This is a genomic window from Planctomicrobium aquicomposti, assembly GCF_051466325.1.
Lineage (GTDB): Bacteria > Planctomycetota > Planctomycetia > Planctomycetales > Planctomycetaceae > Planctomicrobium.
In genome coordinates this window covers 983,100-999,303 of sequence record NZ_CP195792.1, presented here as the reverse complement: position 1 = coordinate 999,303, position 16,204 = coordinate 983,100, and the positions used below count along the sequence as shown (strand labels likewise).

General features: G+C 59.6%; 11 protein-coding genes and 1 tRNA gene. 4 read left to right on the top strand and 8 right to left on the bottom strand.

Annotation, left to right across the window (positions count from 1 at the left end):
* The first annotated feature begins 65 nt into the window (after positions 1-65).
* Positions 66-1,538 (top strand): RNA polymerase factor sigma-54, encoded by a 1,473-nt coding sequence (gene rpoN / locus SH664x_RS03780; protein WP_437205174.1) that lies wholly within the window; start codon positions 66-68, stop codon positions 1,536-1,538.
* A gap of 125 nt (positions 1,539-1,663) precedes the next feature.
* Complete coding sequence (locus SH664x_RS03775) at positions 1,664-3,334, top strand: ABC1 kinase family protein (protein ID WP_437205173.1); 1,671 nt, start codon at positions 1,664-1,666, stop codon at positions 3,332-3,334.
* Positions 3,335-3,362: 28 nt separating this feature from the next.
* On the opposite strand, the gene SH664x_RS03770 is transcribed toward SH664x_RS03775, so the two are convergent.
* The 8 genes from SH664x_RS03770 to SH664x_RS03735 form a co-directional block, all read right to left on the bottom strand.
* Positions 3,363-5,231, bottom strand: coding sequence for an ABC transporter ATP-binding protein (locus tag SH664x_RS03770; protein WP_437205171.1), 1,869 nt, complete (start codon positions 5,229-5,231; stop codon positions 3,363-3,365).
* 174 nt (positions 5,232-5,405) lie between these two features.
* Complete coding sequence (gene mntR / locus SH664x_RS03765) at positions 5,406-5,840, bottom strand: manganese-binding transcriptional regulator MntR (RefSeq protein WP_437205170.1); 435 nt, start codon at positions 5,838-5,840, stop codon at positions 5,406-5,408.
* Positions 5,841-6,122: 282 nt separating this feature from the next.
* The gene (locus SH664x_RS03760) at positions 6,123-8,366 is read right to left on the bottom strand and encodes a glucuronyl esterase domain-containing protein (protein ID WP_437205169.1); all 2,244 of its coding nucleotides are present in this window, start codon (positions 8,364-8,366) and stop codon (positions 6,123-6,125) included.
* Positions 8,367-8,431: 65 nt separating this feature from the next.
* On the bottom strand, positions 8,432-8,884 hold the full coding sequence (locus SH664x_RS03755) for a carboxypeptidase-like regulatory domain-containing protein (RefSeq protein ID WP_437205167.1): 453 nt from the start codon (positions 8,882-8,884) through the stop codon (positions 8,432-8,434).
* Positions 8,885-9,046: 162 nt separating this feature from the next.
* Positions 9,047-10,051 (bottom strand): DUF1559 family PulG-like putative transporter, encoded by a 1,005-nt coding sequence (locus SH664x_RS03750; protein WP_437205166.1) that lies wholly within the window; start codon positions 10,049-10,051, stop codon positions 9,047-9,049.
* Positions 10,052-10,148: 97 nt separating this feature from the next.
* Complete coding sequence (locus SH664x_RS03745; RefSeq protein WP_437205164.1) at positions 10,149-11,687, bottom strand: FecR domain-containing protein; 1,539 nt, start codon at positions 11,685-11,687, stop codon at positions 10,149-10,151.
* A complete protein-coding gene (locus SH664x_RS03740) occupies positions 11,684-12,205 on the bottom strand; it encodes a sigma-70 family RNA polymerase sigma factor (RefSeq protein WP_437205163.1) in 522 nt (173 codons plus the stop codon). Before SH664x_RS03740 ends, SH664x_RS03745 begins: the two co-directional genes overlap by 4 nt.
* A gap of 843 nt (positions 12,206-13,048) precedes the next feature.
* Positions 13,049-13,121, bottom strand: a tRNA-Phe gene (locus SH664x_RS03735).
* A 281-nt stretch (positions 13,122-13,402) separates the two neighbouring features.
* Here SH664x_RS03735 and SH664x_RS03730 point away from each other — a divergent pair.
* A complete protein-coding gene (locus tag SH664x_RS03730; protein ID WP_437205161.1) occupies positions 13,403-14,668 on the top strand; it encodes a hypothetical protein in 1,266 nt (421 codons plus the stop codon).
* Positions 14,665-16,203, top strand: a complete 1,539-nt coding sequence (locus tag SH664x_RS03725) for a hypothetical protein (RefSeq protein WP_437205159.1) — start codon at positions 14,665-14,667, stop codon at positions 16,201-16,203. The genes SH664x_RS03730 and SH664x_RS03725 overlap by 4 nt, the downstream gene beginning before the upstream one ends.
* Position 16,204: the final 1 nt, after the last annotated feature.

The following is a 16,204-nucleotide window of genomic DNA, read 5'->3' as shown; positions in this document are numbered from 1 at the left end:
CGAGCGGTTGACACCATGGCGACAGACGTCGCCGACTGCAAATCTGAATAACGACTCGAACGATCATGCACCTACACGTCTCACAGCAGATGCGGATGAGCCAGCAGATGAAGCTGGCACCGCGGATGATCCAGTCGATGGAGATTCTGCAGTTGCCGCTCGCGGCGTTGCAGGAGCGCATCAATCAGGAACTGGTCGAAAACATCGTTCTGGAACAGGTCGAAAGCCGTAAAAGCGAGATTAAGGAAGCTCCCCCCGAAGACCTGGCCCCCGTCCCCGCCAAAGAAATCGATCGACGCGAACTCGTCACCAACGAAGACAACAACGCCAGCGATTTCGAGCGGCTCCTCGAATTCGCCAAGGAAGTTCCCGACGACAATTACACTTCCGGCTCCCGTCCCAGCAGCAACCGTATCGACGAGGATTCCGACCGCCAGCACGACGTGATGGCCAACGCGGAGAATCCTCCACAAACCCTGCACGAACATTTGCTGGAGCAGTTTCACTGCGACGCCCCGGAACACCTGCGGGATTTCGGCGACTATCTGATTCACAATCTTGATGCCAATGGCCGGCTGCAGAGTTCTCTGGCGGAACTGGTGCAGGTCTTCGGTTCCGACATCACCCATCAGGACGCCGAACAGGCACTCAAGCTCGTCCAGCGGCTCGATCCCCCGGGTGTCGGAGCACGGGACATCCGGGAGTGCCTGCTGCTGCAAATCACGCCCGAGACACCGCTCGGCGACATGATGACCACGCTGATCTCCAATCACCTCGATGACCTGCTGCAGAACCGGTTGCCGCTGATCGAGCGCAAGACCGGCTACAGCATGGATGCCATCAACGCCGCGATCGAGCAGATGCGGACGCTCGATCCCTACCCGGGAAAGAAGTTCGATGCCCCGCGCGGCCAGAACATCACCCCCGACCTCAAGGTGGAAAAGAACGACAGCGGCGTGTACGTCGTCGAACTGATCGATGAATACATTCCCCAGTTACGCATCAAGCGCAGCTACATCCGCATGCTCGAAGCGAACCCGGACGCTTCGACAAAAGAGTTCATCAAACGCAAAATCGAATCGGCCAAATGGCTGATCGATTCCATCGAACAGCGCTACAACACCCTGAAAAAAGTGGCGCAGGCGATCGTTTATCAGCAGACCGAGTTTCTGGACAATGGTCCAGAACATATCCGTCCTCTGAAGATGCAGGACATCGCCGATGTCGTCGGCGTGCACGTCACCACGGTCTCCCGGGCGGTCGACGACAAATACATCGCCACGCCCCGCGGGATCTTTCCGCTCAAGCGATTCTTCGGCGGCGGCACCAAAACGGCGGACGGCGAAGACGTTGCCTGGGAAAACATTCGACTCAAGCTCAAAGAGATTGTTGATGGTGAAGACAAGTCAGACCCCTTGAGCGACGACGCTCTGGTGGCGGAACTGGCCAAGGCCGGCGTGCAACTGGCCCGCCGCACCGTGACCAAGTACCGCAAGGCGATGAATATTCCCTCGTCACGACAACGGCGCGAATACTGAGGAGCAGTCGCGCCCCGACCTCGTGTTTCCTTGATCGGCCTGTTTGCCAGCGCCCCGGTATCAGCTTCGGGAATTGAGTTCCGCAGCCGGGCGAATGCCTCTCTCACCCCCGGCTCCTCATTTCCGTGCAACCCTACCCGTTGCGATTTCTGAAGAATCTCAATCGCGGGCGGGAAATCGCCACGGTGCTGCTGAACTATGGATTCGGCGATCTGTTGGAGCGGCTCGGGCTCCGGCCGTATCTCGACTGGGGCCGTCGACTCATCTCGCGCAAGCAGCGGGTCGTCACGCGCGAGCTGACCACGTCCCAGCGCATCCGGCTGGCACTCGAAGATCTGGGACCGACCTTCGTGAAATTCGGACAGGTCCTCAGCACCCGTCCCGATCTCATCCCGCGCGAGTTGATTCAGGAATTGATGCTGTTGCAGGAGCGGGTCCCCCCGTTCCCTTCGGATCAGGCGCGGGCGACTCTCGAGGAGGAGTTTGCGAAGCCGGTTGAACAGCTCTTCAAGTCGTTCGACGATGCTCCGGTCGCAGCCGGGTCGCTCGGGCAGGTGCACACCGCCGTCGGACACGATGGCCGCAGGCTGGCGATCAAGATCCGCCGCCCGGATGTGGTTTCTTCTGTCGAGCGCGACCTGGCGCTCATGCTGGAACTGGCCCAGCTGATGGAGAAACACATTCCCGAAATGCGACCGTTCGATCCGGTCGGCCTCGTGAATCATTTTGCCCGGACCATTCGGCGGGAAATGAATTTCCGTCGCGAAGCCCGCACAATGCAGGAGTTCGCGAAGCACTTCGAAAACAGCCCGCTGCTGTACGTTCCCCGGGTCGATCCCGACCTGCTGAGCGAAGCGGTCGTCGTCATGGAGTTTGTCGACGGCACCAAAGTCGATGATCCCGCCAGACTCCGCGAGTGGGGACTCGATCCCCGGCAGATCGCCCTCAACGGCGCCAATATCTTTCTGCGGCAGGCCTTTGAAATGGGGGTTTTTCATGGCGACCCTCACCCGGGCAACATTCGGGTCCGGCGCGACGGATCGATCGCCCTCCTCGATTACGGCATGGTCGGCTTCCTCGACGACCTGAAACGTGAGCAACTTCTGGAACTGGTGGTCGCCATCGCCCGGGCCGATGTCGACTCTGCGGTCGATGTGGTCCTGACCCTGGGACGCCCCACAACACCGGTCGACCGCACTCTGCTGCAGGCCGATGTCCGCGACTTCATGGAAGCCTACTACGGTGTCCCGCTGGAGCACCTGAATGTCGGCCCGATGTTGCAGGACTTCATCGGTATTCTTTCAAACCACGGCCTGCGCTGCCCCGGCGACTTGATGGTGCTGGTGCGAGCGATCGTCACACTGGAAGGGGTGGGACGGCAACTCGACCCCCATTTTAATCTCGCCACAGTCCTCTCCCCCTTTGTGGAGAAGCTGATCCGGCAACGTTACGAACCCAAACGGATCGCTGAACGGGCCTTCGCCGACCTGCGAACGCTGTTTAAGGCGGCCCACGATCTGCCGCTGCATCTCGGGCGAACTTTGCAGAAAGTGAGCCAGGATGACCTCAAGGTCAAGCTGGAACATCGAGGGCTGGACAAGCTGATTCAGGAATTTGACCGGTCCAGTAACCGCATCGTGATCGGTATGGTGACGTCGGCACTGGTTGTGGCGACTGCCCTGATCATCCGCAGCGCGACAACTCAATCGATGTGGTTCGCACTGCCGATCTTTCTGCTCTCCGGCCTGCTGGGAATCTGGCTGATCTGGGGCATTCTCCGCAGTGGCCGCCTGTAAACGCGGGGCGCTGCGGCGGGCTGACCGATCACTTCGTAGCCGCAGACTGATTCTTCCGCTCACGCACCCGTACCCGAAGCTTGTCGAGGGAAGCATCCGGAATCGAGGCAATTAAGCGGCGGGTGTAGGCTTCTCGCGGGTGAGCATAGATGGCTTCCGACGGACCGAATTCCACGATCTTCCCCTGGTTCATCACCGCCATCATGTCCGACATGAACTTGACCACGCTCAGGTCATGGCTGATGAACAGGTAGGTCAGGTTCCGCTGTTCCTGCAGATTCTTCAGCAGGTTGAGCACCTGTGCCTGCACCGAGACATCGAGTGCAGAAACCGACTCATCGCAGATCAACAGCTTCGGCTCCACCGCGAGGGCGCGGGCGATTGACAATCGTTGCCGCTGTCCCCCGGAAAACTCGTGGGGATAACGCAGCAGATGGGTCGGCTCCAGGCCGACTTCCTGCAGCAGGCTCGCGGCCCGCTCGCGTCGGTCGGCGCGCGAGGTTCCGAGGTGATGAATCTGCATCGCTTCCGTGAGCATGCTTTCCACGGTCAGTCGCGGATTCAGCGAGCTGTAAGGATCCTGAAAGATGATCTGGACTTCGCCCCGGTACTCCTGCAGGTCGCCTCCCGCGAGCTGCTGCACATCCCGGCCGCGGTACAGAATCTCTCCAGCGTGGACCGGCGTCAGCCGAACCACAGCGCGACCCGTTGTCGTCTTGCCGCAGCCCGACTCACCCACGAGGCCCAGCGTCTGCCCCGGATAGACATTGAAGCTGATGTCGTCGACCGCTTTCACATGGTCGGTGACTCGCCGCAGCACCCCTTTGCGGATCGGGTAGTAAACTTTCAGATTCTGGATCGAGAGGAGCGGACCTGTTCCCTCGGCGACGAACTGCTCTTCGTCGCCGCCCGTCTCTTCGACGGGATGACCAATCGCAGCCAGTTCAGACTGGGGATGCAGCAGACGACCACGGCCGGTCCCTTCCAGCACCGCGATCCGGGCAGCGTCCATCCGTTTTTCGCGAATGACCAGTTCACCACTTTCCGACCGCGAGGTCTCCATAAAATCACTGACCGTCGGCAGGCGGCGGTAGCGGGTGTCGAGTTGAGGTCGACAGGCCATCAGCCCTTTCGTGTAGGGATGCTGCGGAGCTGCGAAGATCTGTTCGACCGGTCCCTGCTCCACCAGCTTGCCCCGGTACATCACCGCCACGTGATCCGCGATTTCCGCAATCACGCCGAGATCGTGAGTGATGAAGAGGATCGACATGCCCCGCTGGTCGCGCAGCTGCCGGAGCAGGTCGAGAATCTGATTCTGAATCGTCACGTCGAGCGCGGTGGTCGGTTCATCGGCGATGAGGAGCTTGGGATTGCAGGAGAGCGCCAGCGCGATCATGACCCGCTGCTTTTGCCCTCCCGACATCTCGTGCGGGAAGCTGTCGAACCGGCGTTCCGGTTCAGGAATTCCGACCTCGCGAAACAACTGGATCGTCCGGGATTTGGCTTCAGTGAAGGAGACTTTCTGATGCAGCTGAATCGCCTCGGTCACCTGTTTGCCGACCCGAAAAATCGGATTGAGGCTGGTGCCCGGTTCCTGAAAAATCATGCTGATGTCGCGGCCTCGGATTTCCCGCATCTGACGTTCGGGGAGCCGAACGAGATCCTGTCCCAGGCAGACGATTTCTCCTCCGGCGATTCGGGCAGCGGCTTCCGGCAGGAGTCGCATGACGGTCAGAGAGGTGACCGATTTCCCGGAACCCGATTCCCCGACGAGTCCGAGTGTTTCGCCCGGAAGGATCTGCAGCGAGAGGTCATCGACCGCACGAACCGGTTCGCCGTCGGAGTTGAAGTATGTTTTGAGATGGTCAATCTTCAGCAGCGGTGCGACTTGAGCCATGTGTTCGATCAGCTCTCAGGGACCAGCAGGCAGTTGGCGACACGAGGAGGGGTCCGGCCGCAGCCGGCTCCTTCAGTGGAAGTGTCACGCAGTCGCGAGATTCCGTCAATTTGATTTCCCTGCAATAGGGCGGAATCAGGCCGGTTCGGCAGAGACCGCGTCGCCGCAAAAATCTTACGACCGGCGTTTGACCGGCTTCATTTTCGCTGCGAGCACACGAAAACGCTCCAGAGTCTCGGGACTGACATGATGTTCAATCCCCTCGGTGTCGATGGCGGCGACTCGTTCGGGAACACCAATCGCCAGCAGAAACTGATAAACAATCTCGTGCCGGACACGGGATTCATCGGCCAGCTCATGCCCTCGGGCAGTCAGCTCGATCGGGCGATAGGGTTCCGTTTCCACGAAGCCTTCTTTTTTGAGTCGGCTGACAATCCGGGTGACGGTCACATGAGTGACGTCAAACCGACGGGTCAGATCGACGACGCGACAGGTTCCCGTCTGCTCAATGATTTCACGAATGGCTTCGGCGTAGTCTTCCGCCGTCTCCATGGCATGGTCTTTTCGCGTACGGCGATGACGATCGGCGATCCGTCGGGTGTTTTTCATGAAACTTCAGCAGCGAGCACGAGAAAGTCGGTCAGCCCGATTTTCGTCAGCAGAGCCCCTGCATGTCCAGTCCCGCATCCTCGTGGACGAAATGAAAACCAGCGCCTGTCGGCAACGTCTGGAAGCATGAGACCAGAAAAAAGAGCTGTCCGCTCACGGATTCACTCCCTTGCGGGAAATCATTCAGACGACCGGCCAGGGGGACTGACTACCGGCTGCAAAAAAAGGGCCCCCATTTTGTGAGGGCCCGTCCGTCTGACTGCTTCACCTCGGCTGGATCCATTACTTCTGCTGATTGATCCAGGCTGCGATCACCTCGCCCGCCCGATCAGAAGCCGGAGCCCATTCCACCCGATTGCCGGACAGCTGATAGACCTTCGACGCGATGGGGGCAGATTGTGATTCCTCACCGAGCACCAGCAGCCGCTTCGGAGCATTCAGCGCCAGCAGAGCGGGCAGGTCGCCATATTTCACGACGCCCGGAAGGAAGTTCGCATCCTGAGCACTGGTCAGGGTCACGAAGCGGAAGCCGTTCGTTTCGACAGCGACCGCATCGCCCCCTTTGCCGCTGATGGCGCCGGCCGCGGCAACCACCGGGCCGATTCCGCCTGTCCCGACGAGTGTCAGATGCTTGCAGCCCGCGTCCCCGCTACGGATCGACTGCACCAGCGACAGCACATCATGCGTCCGCTGAGCAAATAACGGGTAGTTGTACGTGTAGGTGAACCCGGCATACTCGGTCGAGGGGCCGACAAGCCGATTGAGGTGCGAAGGGAGTTGATCGTGAACGAATTCTCCCTGAGCGAAGAGGTCGGCCGACACCACAGAATTCCCCTGTTCCAGCAGCTGTTCAATCGCCGGCAACAGTGCTCCCTCTGCGTTGAACAGGCCCGCTTTCCCTTCTCCCGTCAGCCAGAGCACGACCCCGCCGTTCCATTCCCGGTGGGCGGGGAGCAGCGTGATCACGGGCAACTGCTCCTGATGCTTCTCAACCGTCAGCAGTTTGAATTGGGCCGTAAAGTTGCCGCCGTTGACGGTGCGCACCTCGGTGGTGTGAACTTTTCCGACGTCCTTGATTGACCGGCCCAGAATCGAATGCAGCGCTCCACCGATGGTGGTGCGCCACGTCGCCAACGAATCCGCATCGTGAGGTTCCAGCGCCTCAATGAGGGCGTTCGAGCGGGCTGTCAGCTGTGCGATCAGTTTCCGTTCAAATTCCGGACCTCGCTCGGCAGGTGCTGGATGTTTCTCGTCATCCCAGACATGCAGCGCCGGGTCAGAAGCTTTCTGCCCCAGCAGCTCGTAGTCTTCTTCAACAATCGGCTCGGGCAAGTTCAAACCGAGATGCTTGTTCATCCACGAATACATCACCGCCCGGCTGACGTAGTTGAAGTTGTGCGGGAACTGTGGCATCGGCGTGCACTCAACCTGGTCGGCCGCTCCCAGCATCTTGTACACCCGCTTCAGCTCGGGGAACCCGTCGGTCATCATCTCCTTCGTCCAGTCGTCGGCGGTTGTCATCGCCTGCGGCCGGGGAGCGAAGAGCGCCGCCAGTTCGACGTTGGAGCTGCCGATGCGGAGGAGCGTTGTATTCTCACAGACGCAGCCCCCCTGCATCCCGGTCGAGACCATTCCCTGCGGAAACGCGACATCCACTCGCGGATCAATGGCTCCGAGAATAATCGTCTGTGTTCCCCCGCCGCTCCCGCCGGTGACACCGATGCGGGTCGAATCGACATCCGGCAGGCTTTCGAGAAAATCGAGCGCCCGGATCGAACTCCAGGTCTGCAACCCCATGATCGATTGCAGACGTAGCTCCGCCTGCGTCGTTTGATAGCCCCAGGATTCGGCAGATTCCATTTCCGGACGATACGCGGGCGAGCCGTGCGCCAGCGCCGAGTTCAGCTGCCGGCTGTCTCCATAGCCGATCATGTCGTACATGAAAGATACACAGCCCATTCTCGCCAGCTGAACGCAGAGCGCGAGTTTCGGAAATCGGCCCGAACCTTCGAATCGCTCCTGACCTTTCACGATCTGCTGACGAACCTTCGCGATTCCGGAATCCTGCAGCCGTCCACCGTGGCCATGCGGACACAACACTCCGGGGAAAGGTCCGGTACCGCTGGTCGGCCGAAAGAGCATGCCGGTCACGTAGAACCCCGGAACCGCCTCGAAGTAGACCTTCTCAACGGTGAACCCTTCCCGTTCGTTCCGGGAGTGGATGACCGCATTCAACGGCGTCCGGGGTGGCATCGGCCAGAGATCATTCGCCACGAGCACCCGCTGACGAAGACTCTCCGCCCGTTTCTCCCAGCCACCTGCCGTCTTGGGAGCCTGAAATGGATGATAACCCCGCCGATGCTTCAAGGGTTGCTGCCGGACATCCTGCAGCGTCTCTCCCGGCGACACAATCTTCAGATCCACTTTGTCGGCGGCGCATACGCGAATCGGAGAGCCACTCCCCGTCCCCACTCCCGTGACGGCCAGCAGAGTGATCCAAGAGAGAGCCTGTCGCGGTGAAATCATGAGCAATCGCTTTCTGGCAATCGGGGAGTGAGGAGAGAAACGGCATGATCCGGGGAGGGAACCGACTACTTCTTATCATCCAGCTGAAAGTCAATGACATTGTGCCCCGCTTTGACCTCAGCGGTCAGGGTCGATGCCTGATCATACTTCGCAGGAATGCGCACGGCAGGCTGGGAAGCAGGACCGGTGTCACCATCATCCGGACTGGCGTTCGCGATCGAAACCGTATGCTTTCCGATCATGGCACCTTTTTCGTAAATCGTGTAGCTCAAGGTGTATTTCCCTTCCGCATCGGTGAGCCCCTGGGAAGGACGGCCATTTTCCGGATGAAAGATCACGGTGACCCGTGGAGCCGGTGTGCCGTTCAAGGTTACGGTGCCGGAGACGGTCCCTCGATCGGGAGCCGCACCACCGCAGCCATAAAGACTGGCCAGCATCACAATAGACCAGCAGGCCATGCCGCGGCGAAACGGCCCGGACTGTCGACCTGCCGCGCAAGACTGAATTCGAAACTCCATGAATGACGACTCCGGAAAAACAATTTCAGGAACAGCAGAATGGAGCGCGTGCCAGCGTGATTGCCCCGGCACGCGCTCCCGACAGATTTCGGCGACGAGCAAAGTCGCGCTGAACGTCGGTTTGCCGGACGCTCATCCACATTGCTCGATTATCACAGCGAGTTACCACTGGCCGGTAGGACGGCCATCATGACGGTTCAGCAGATATTCGTACGTGCTGTCCGCCGCGCTCGAATTTCTCGCCCCGGAGAACTTGAGCTCGATGTTCTCACTGACGAAGTGCACCGAGCCATCGGCGAACAGAAACTGGGCTCCGCCGATGTGCTTGCTGTTGTAGCACTCGCGTCGTTCATCGACTCCGGTCAATGCGGTGTTGATGCCGGCCCGCCCCGTGGCGAGGATGTCGTCCGTACACTGGATACCCGTTCCTCGTTCACAACCGGCCCAGACTTTGGCGGCCCAGGTCTCATTGTTGTGTTCAAAGGCCGCTTCCCCGACGGCGATGGTATTGCTCGCACCGTCAGTGATATCCCGAAGGCGGACATTACTCGAGCACCAGAAGAGCCCGGTAACGTTGTTCGCGCTTCCGTCCAGAATCTCCGCCTGGTTGAATGTCCGGTGAGAGGAGTTGCCGGCATAGTTGGAGGTGGCCGCCGCCAGGAAGATGTTCGCTCCCGCTCGGACTTCGGGCGCCGAATCGGAGGGGCAACGATAGACCGAGAGGGGCTTCAGCGCCATTCCGTCGGCACCAACCTCCAGGTCAAGCCAGCGGCCGGCTCCGATTGTCGAATTATAAATCGCCGACTGATCCAGATACGGCAGAATAAACGCCGGCCAACCCCAGCACTTCAGCTTGTAGTTGCTGTCAGCCATCATATGCCCGCCGTTGGAGACGGTGGCTGCGGAATACATCGGATCCCCCTTCATCTGAATCCAGCCGGGGGGAAAGCTGTTGTGGACATCGTGATAGTTATGAAGCCCCAGACCAATCTGCTTCAGATTGTTCTTGCACTGCGAACGACGGGCCGCCTCGCGGGCCTGCTGGACCGCAGGCAGCAACAGCGAGATCAGCACGGCGATAATCGCGATCACCACCAGCAGCTCAATCAGCGTGAACCCTCTTCTGAAAGGATACGGAACGGAAGGGAGCGGACGTGTTGCGGACATGAGAACTCTCCGGAACAGGAAACAGAAAATGAAAGGACAGACTTCAAAGGGCCTGCAGACGTGACGGAATCAGGAAATTTTTTTCGAAATGGAACACTCAGAGCGGCTGGGCGGCGATGCCGTACATCGTCCGCCACTCCGTCGGGATGTTGACGTTGACTCGCTCGCGAGGGAGCGCTTTTAGAATGACTTTTCCACCCTGGTCGACCCGTCGCCGCCAGACTGAGCAGGTTCTGTCCACGCTCACTCCCGGACCGATCCCCAGCAATTCGATGACACCGGTTTGAACTTCCAGATAGCTCATCTCCGGTATGACGTTCTCATCGATCCCGATCTGGTAACCGGTGTTTTCGAACGACTGAGACAACCACCCCGGTACGGGCACCCGGTCATCGAGAAAGACGTACAGCATCGCCGGGCCGGCCAAATCGACCGTGATGGTGCGATTGCGAAGCTTGTCGCTGTTGAAGGTCTTGATGTAGTCCGCCCCCCGCAGGAAGTACGGCAGCCCTTCTTTCGTCACACCATTCCATTGGAATTTTCGGTCAACAAAGGCCTGGGCATCTTCATCCAGTCCCTCATGACAGATATGGTAAAACTTGGCGGACTTGGGACTGCGCACGTCGTCGGTGACTCCCACAATGACCGGCGGACGTGACGACCGGGGAGAAGTGATCACATTCCCGAAGGGATAGACGCCACTCTGGATCGATGAAATCCGCTCCCATTGGCCCGACTTGAGAATGCGGGCCCCTTCCCCAATGAAGAGTCGCTGTGGAGCCGAGGGAGACTCCCCTCGTTGTGATGTGGGTGTGAAATCGACAGCCCCTTCAACAACGACGAGATCGGTTTCCCCGGAGGGATCGACCCGGATTCCAAACTCCGTACCAAGGTCAACGACATCGGTGGTCGGCGTCAGCACCCGGAAGCCCCGGCCCTCTTCCGTTTCCACCCGTGTCGCCGCGATGCCATGACGGAGCGACACCCGCGACACGGAATGAATCTCAAGCTCGGCGGGACCGACCAGCGTCATCGAAGTTCCCGACTCAAAACTGAGTCCGATCTGACCAGCTTCCAGCTGGATGACATCCCCTTCCCGGACAACGTCACCCACGGACCAGCGCTGCGCCTGGTGCGACCAGTGCGTGTTGAACGATTGCGTGACCCGCCCCGAAGAAGTCCTCGTCTCGGCGATCACTTTGGGCTGCCCGATTGCCGACTCTTCTGAACCGGAAGAGTTCCACAGCATCGCCCAGGCAGTGATCAACAGCACCGCCAGACAGACGACTCCGACAAATCCACTTCGGTATCGGGACGCGAACTGCCAGTTCATCATCGTCCCCACCCGACGGGTGGAGAGCGCTGCCGAAGCTGAGGAAACGCAATCCTCAAGACAGCAATCGTCAGTAGAAGGCGCCCCCGCTTCTGACAGAATCATTCCGGGTCGGGGAGCGAATGGAACGTTGCGATCCGCATTCCAGTGGCGACGGGAGAGTTCGCAGTGCAGCAGCACCTGCTCGGCATAGAGCTTTGCATTTGCAGGATCGGCCGCCAGCCACGCATCGAGCGCTGCAAAGTCCGGCACGCCGTCCGTTTGATCAATCCAGTCCTGAAAAATTTCTTCCCACGGCTTCATGTCCGCACCTCACTCTGCAGCTTGCGGGTAATGCATTCACGCAGCTGACTTCGCAATCGGTGCAGCCCCATCTTGACGGCAGAGGCCGAAGTCCCCTGCAGACGGGCGATCTCATCACGCCCCAGATTCTCCTCGTACCGTAACTGGCAAAGCCGCCGGTACGCGTCCGAGAGACGAGAGAGGCAGTGCCCGAGAAACCTTCGCAGAGAGTCCTGCGACTCCGAGACTTCCTCAAAGGCCCGACTGAGATTTTCCACCGCTTCCTGACTGAAGACGTAACGATTTCTTGCGAAATCACGACGATGCCGCAGCACGACATTGCGGGCGATCCCCAGCAGCCAGGGGACGAACGGTCGCTCAAAATCGTAAGTCTCCGCTTTCTGAAACAGCTGCGTCACGGTTTCCTGCAACAGCTCTTCCATGTCGTGACTGCTGACCCAAAGCGACACGAAATAGGCCTCAACCACAGGGAGGTGGCGGGTCCAGAGCTTCGCAAGTTCCTTGAACCTGTCGTCCATGAGGGATTTCACTCGAAGCAATCACGACATCGCTCAGGGAACAACTCCCTGAGTCCCCTCTTTCTTCCGCGAGGGGCAGAAAGGTTACAGGAAAATGAGAAAGATTCTCGGATGAGACCGAGTTCCAGCCACGGATCTGACATGTTAAGAGGGGCCTGCACACAGCCATGACAGGCTCCCGTGAAGCATTCGCACATTCCCGTGGCGATGACTCAACGGCGCAAGTCCGTGTGGCGAAATCAGGAAGGCGAAAAACCCCGCACGCTCACTTTTCCACCACTGCATTTCTAAACGCCCGTCCGATCGGTACGTTTTGATCGGACAATTCGAGCCTGCATCCCCCGCCAGATGGGCTACCTCATCGCAAACGCCATCAAGGTCAGTCACTCCAGACGGGAGAGACCGCTGGGACCGTCCTGTCCGATGAGACAGGGCTCGCACCAACCGCCATCGCCTCAATGTGTGATGGCACAACCTGGGCAGGGGGCTTGATGACCGGCAAGACGTCTCCTCCCCGGATGGCGTGGCGGCAAAAGAGGGGGTCACCTCTCCGACGACTTTGACTGGACCGACCAGACGTTCATCGACATGGCCACTCCACAGAGAAGGATGGGCTCACGAAGGCAAACGTTTGCGGGCCGGTTCCGCGGCGCGGCCCGATCAATCACGCGCCCGGCTTGAATCCCAAATTCGCTGAGAAGGCCAAGAAGAAAGCGGACAAGTCGAATGAGAGCATTTTGACTTTTGATCACTCGAGGCCAGCCGCTGGGGAGCGAGCGAGTGTCCGGCACGAAAAACAAAAGCCTCGCTGCAACTTGTAATTGCAACGAGGCTTTCGAAAAGTGGTCAGGGCCGGGATCGAACCGGCGACACCAGGATTTTCAGTCCTGTGCTCTACCTACTGAGCTACCTGACCAGAAAATATCGCCGACAGCGGACTGAACCGGCCGACGGCAAGAGGAGACACACTATCGCAACCGCAGGTCTCAGTGTCAACGCGATGGCGGCTGTCTGGCCGGTCTCTTTTCCCGCCCGTCGACTTGGCATCGGCTTGCAGGAATATGAGGGATGGCGGGATTTTGAGTTCGCATCCGCGAGGGCATTTTCCATAAAATTTTCTCGGGCGCCGGCGATCTGGCGTAATAACCGCATAAAATGGCCTCAGTGGCCTTTGTCTCTGGAGGAATCGGGCAGCGCATGGGCGGTTGGATCTCAAAAGCTGTCAATGTCTTCCGGCGGGATGTCCCCGAGGCTCCCCAGCCCTTTGAGATTCCCTGCGAATGCGGGCAGAAACACAGCGGGCTGCGGCGGGCACGGCATCAACACCTGATGTGCAAGTCGTGCGGCGCCTCCCTGTTTGTGCTCCCCCGCGACATTTATCCTCCCCCCCATACGCCGTTGAGGGCTGCTTCGAAGGCCGTTCTGACGACCCGCGTCGACGAGGCGGAAAGTGTCCCGGACGTTACTCTGCTGCCGGAGACCTTGCTCGCGGACGACGATGCACTGGAGCACAAGTCCCCCCCTCGTCGCGATCTCCCTGCTCCCCAGCTGACCCGCCGTCAGAAACTTCGCAAACTGCAGGCAGAAAAAGAAAAGCAACAGCCGGTCGCCGTCAGTCCACCGGTCGGTCCTCCGTTGAGCGAGGTCCTCGCTGCCAGTTTCAATCGAGCCGCGGAGCGCATGTGGCTCGGCTTTATCGGATTCTGGACCCCTCTGCGATCGATTGGCTTCGCAGCCTGTCTCGTCATGGCAGGGACAGGGGTCTGGATGATTCATCAGGTGCAGCTGGCTCAGGCGCGCGAGACCGCCAAGCGGGAAGCAGCCGCCGGTCTGATCGAAATCGAGAAGAAGTCCTGGATCAGCGCCCGCGATCACTTTGAGAAGGCCGCTGTCGCATACGACAAACTGAGCCGACAGGATGTGGAAGCGCTGTCTGCCCGTCAGTATTTTTATGAAACCCGGGCCCTAAACCAGCTCAGCAGTGCCTCCTTGTTCGAGATCATCACCGCCACGCCACCCAGCCTCGACGAGCAGAATCTGAAAGACTGGAACAAAAACTTCCAGGCCCGCTTTGAAGGGACCTGGTTGATCATCGACGGCACCGTGCAGAAGACAAAACCCCAGCGGGGGGAACCTGCAGCGAAAGCGTTCGCGATGAAATTCCCGTGGAGCCCTGTCCCCTCGGCGGGGGGAGTTGTGGTGCGGGCGGACTTTCCCATCTTCGCGGAGCTGATCGGTGACAAACCAGCCGCTCGGGCCATCTTCGCCGGCGAACTCGATAGCTGCCAACTGAACCCGGAGACCCGGGAATGGGTCGTCAGGCTTAAACCGGAGACAGGCTTTCTGTGGACACATCCCGAAACCTACGAGAGTCTCGGGTTCGAGACGGCCGCCGGGGAGCCCGAAAGTTCTGTCCAGATGCAATTGAAACGCCAACAGGAACTGCTGGAGAGTGGCCGATGACCTCCTTCCTTCGCTCCACGGCCTTTCTCTGTGTTCTGCTCCTCTCGTCGGCACCCGGTGTCGCGCGGGCCGAAGCGACATCGATCCAGGATTTTCTGGCAACCAAGTCCAACTGGCCCCGTCTGGTGAACACCTCGTGGACACTGGAAGGGCGTTACGGCCTGATTACCAAGACTGAAATACGGTTTGCAAAATGTTCGATGAAGTTCGTCCTGGGCCCTGACGTCACCAAGCCACGCACGACCGGTTCGGTGATCGAAGTGACGGGAAGGCTGATCCAAGAGGGCGATCAGTTCGTCTTTCAGGTCGACTCCATGCGGAACCGGAGCAACGATCTGGAAACGACCCGGCTCAAACGGGGTGAACTGGACAGTCAGGATCCGGAGAAATGGTATCGCCTCGCCGCCTGGGTCCGGAACCGGGCAGAATTTTACGAAGACGATGCGCTGCGGAAAGAAGCTCAGGATCTGGACAACAACGGCATCCAGACCGAGTTCCGAAATATCGGGACCCGGGATGCACAAGCCCTCGCCAACCTGGTGCAGAAGGCTCGCACCCTCAACTCCGACCCGCAGCTCATCGAAGCGATTGTCCACGATGGAGTGCTGGCCCGACTGGCCGAAGCACGCTCCGCAGCCTTTGATGATGCGAAGTACGCAGCCATTCTGGTCGCCATCAGTCGCGACCTGCCCGGATCACTGCAGCCCCTGCAACGGGATGTGAGCGTGCTGGCAGACCACTACCGTGCCCAGCGACATGAAGTCTATCGAGGCGCCGAGGAAGCTCAGCGACGCGAACTGAATCGCCTGCTGTATGTGGAGGTGGCTGCAGAACGGATCCTGCACGGAGCCCGGGCAGACGGCAGCAATGGTTTCGACATTGCAGCAGCGATCGCGGCCGATCTCCCGGAGCGGAAAGACCTGATCGAGCAGTACCAGAATCTGGCGATCGGTTACCAGCTGGCCCGGCTGGATGTGATGCCGCGCGGACAGATGCTCGAACTGGCCGAACGCCTCGACAAGATGGGGCGAACAGAGGCGGTCCGTGAAATCAAAGAGAAGTGGCTGATTGCACGCGAACCAGCCATGCGTGGCGACGGTGCCCGCGGCCTGTCGGAACTGGCCGAACAGTGGCTCGCGCTGTTGAACGATCGTGAATCGGCCGCCCGTTTTTTTATCGCCGCCACCAAAGTGTCACCCGACTATCAACCGGCCGTGAAATGGCTGAATGACAACGGGTATCGGCTCTTCAAAGGAGAGTGGCTGCCGGAATCGCAGGTCCCCCCCAAACCTGTCTCACCGATTGATCTCGCGATTCAGGAAGGACGCGTGGAAATCGGCATGACCGACGCACAGGTCCGCGCCGCGCTGGGGGATGAGCCCACAACACTCACCCGGATTGTCAGTCTCGGAAAGGTGACCGAATTCTGGATCTATGAACGGCAGGGGATCCTCGTGCATCTCAATCGTCGGACGCGGGCGGAACCGAGCCGTGTCAGCTCGGTCGAAAGCCTTTCGCGAAACTCATCCCCCTGAC

What these genes read in the sequence shown, in the direction of transcription:
- rpoN (WP_437205174.1), top strand. Translation starts at nt 66, where the DNA reads ATGCACCTACACGTCTCACAGCAGATGCGGATGAGCCAGCAGATGAAG.
- SH664x_RS03770 (WP_437205171.1), bottom strand. Translation starts at nt 5,231, where the DNA reads ATGGCTCAAGTCGCACCGCTGCTGAAGATTGACCATCTCAAAACATAC.
- mntR (WP_437205170.1), bottom strand. Translation starts at nt 5,840, where the DNA reads ATGAAAAACACCCGACGGATCGCCGATCGTCATCGCCGTACGCGAAAA.
- SH664x_RS03760 (WP_437205169.1), bottom strand. Translation starts at nt 8,366, where the DNA reads ATGATTTCACCGCGACAGGCTCTCTCTTGGATCACTCTGCTGGCCGTC.
- SH664x_RS03755 (WP_437205167.1), bottom strand. Translation starts at nt 8,884, where the DNA reads ATGGAGTTTCGAATTCAGTCTTGCGCGGCAGGTCGACAGTCCGGGCCG.
- SH664x_RS03750 (WP_437205166.1), bottom strand. Translation starts at nt 10,051, where the DNA reads ATGTCCGCAACACGTCCGCTCCCTTCCGTTCCGTATCCTTTCAGAAGA.
- SH664x_RS03745 (WP_437205164.1), bottom strand. Translation starts at nt 11,687, where the DNA reads ATGAAGCCGTGGGAAGAAATTTTTCAGGACTGGATTGATCAAACGGAC.
- SH664x_RS03740 (WP_437205163.1), bottom strand. Translation starts at nt 12,205, where the DNA reads ATGGACGACAGGTTCAAGGAACTTGCGAAGCTCTGGACCCGCCACCTC.
- SH664x_RS03730 (WP_437205161.1), top strand. Translation starts at nt 13,403, where the DNA reads ATGGGCGGTTGGATCTCAAAAGCTGTCAATGTCTTCCGGCGGGATGTC.
- SH664x_RS03725 (WP_437205159.1), top strand. Translation starts at nt 14,665, where the DNA reads ATGACCTCCTTCCTTCGCTCCACGGCCTTTCTCTGTGTTCTGCTCCTC.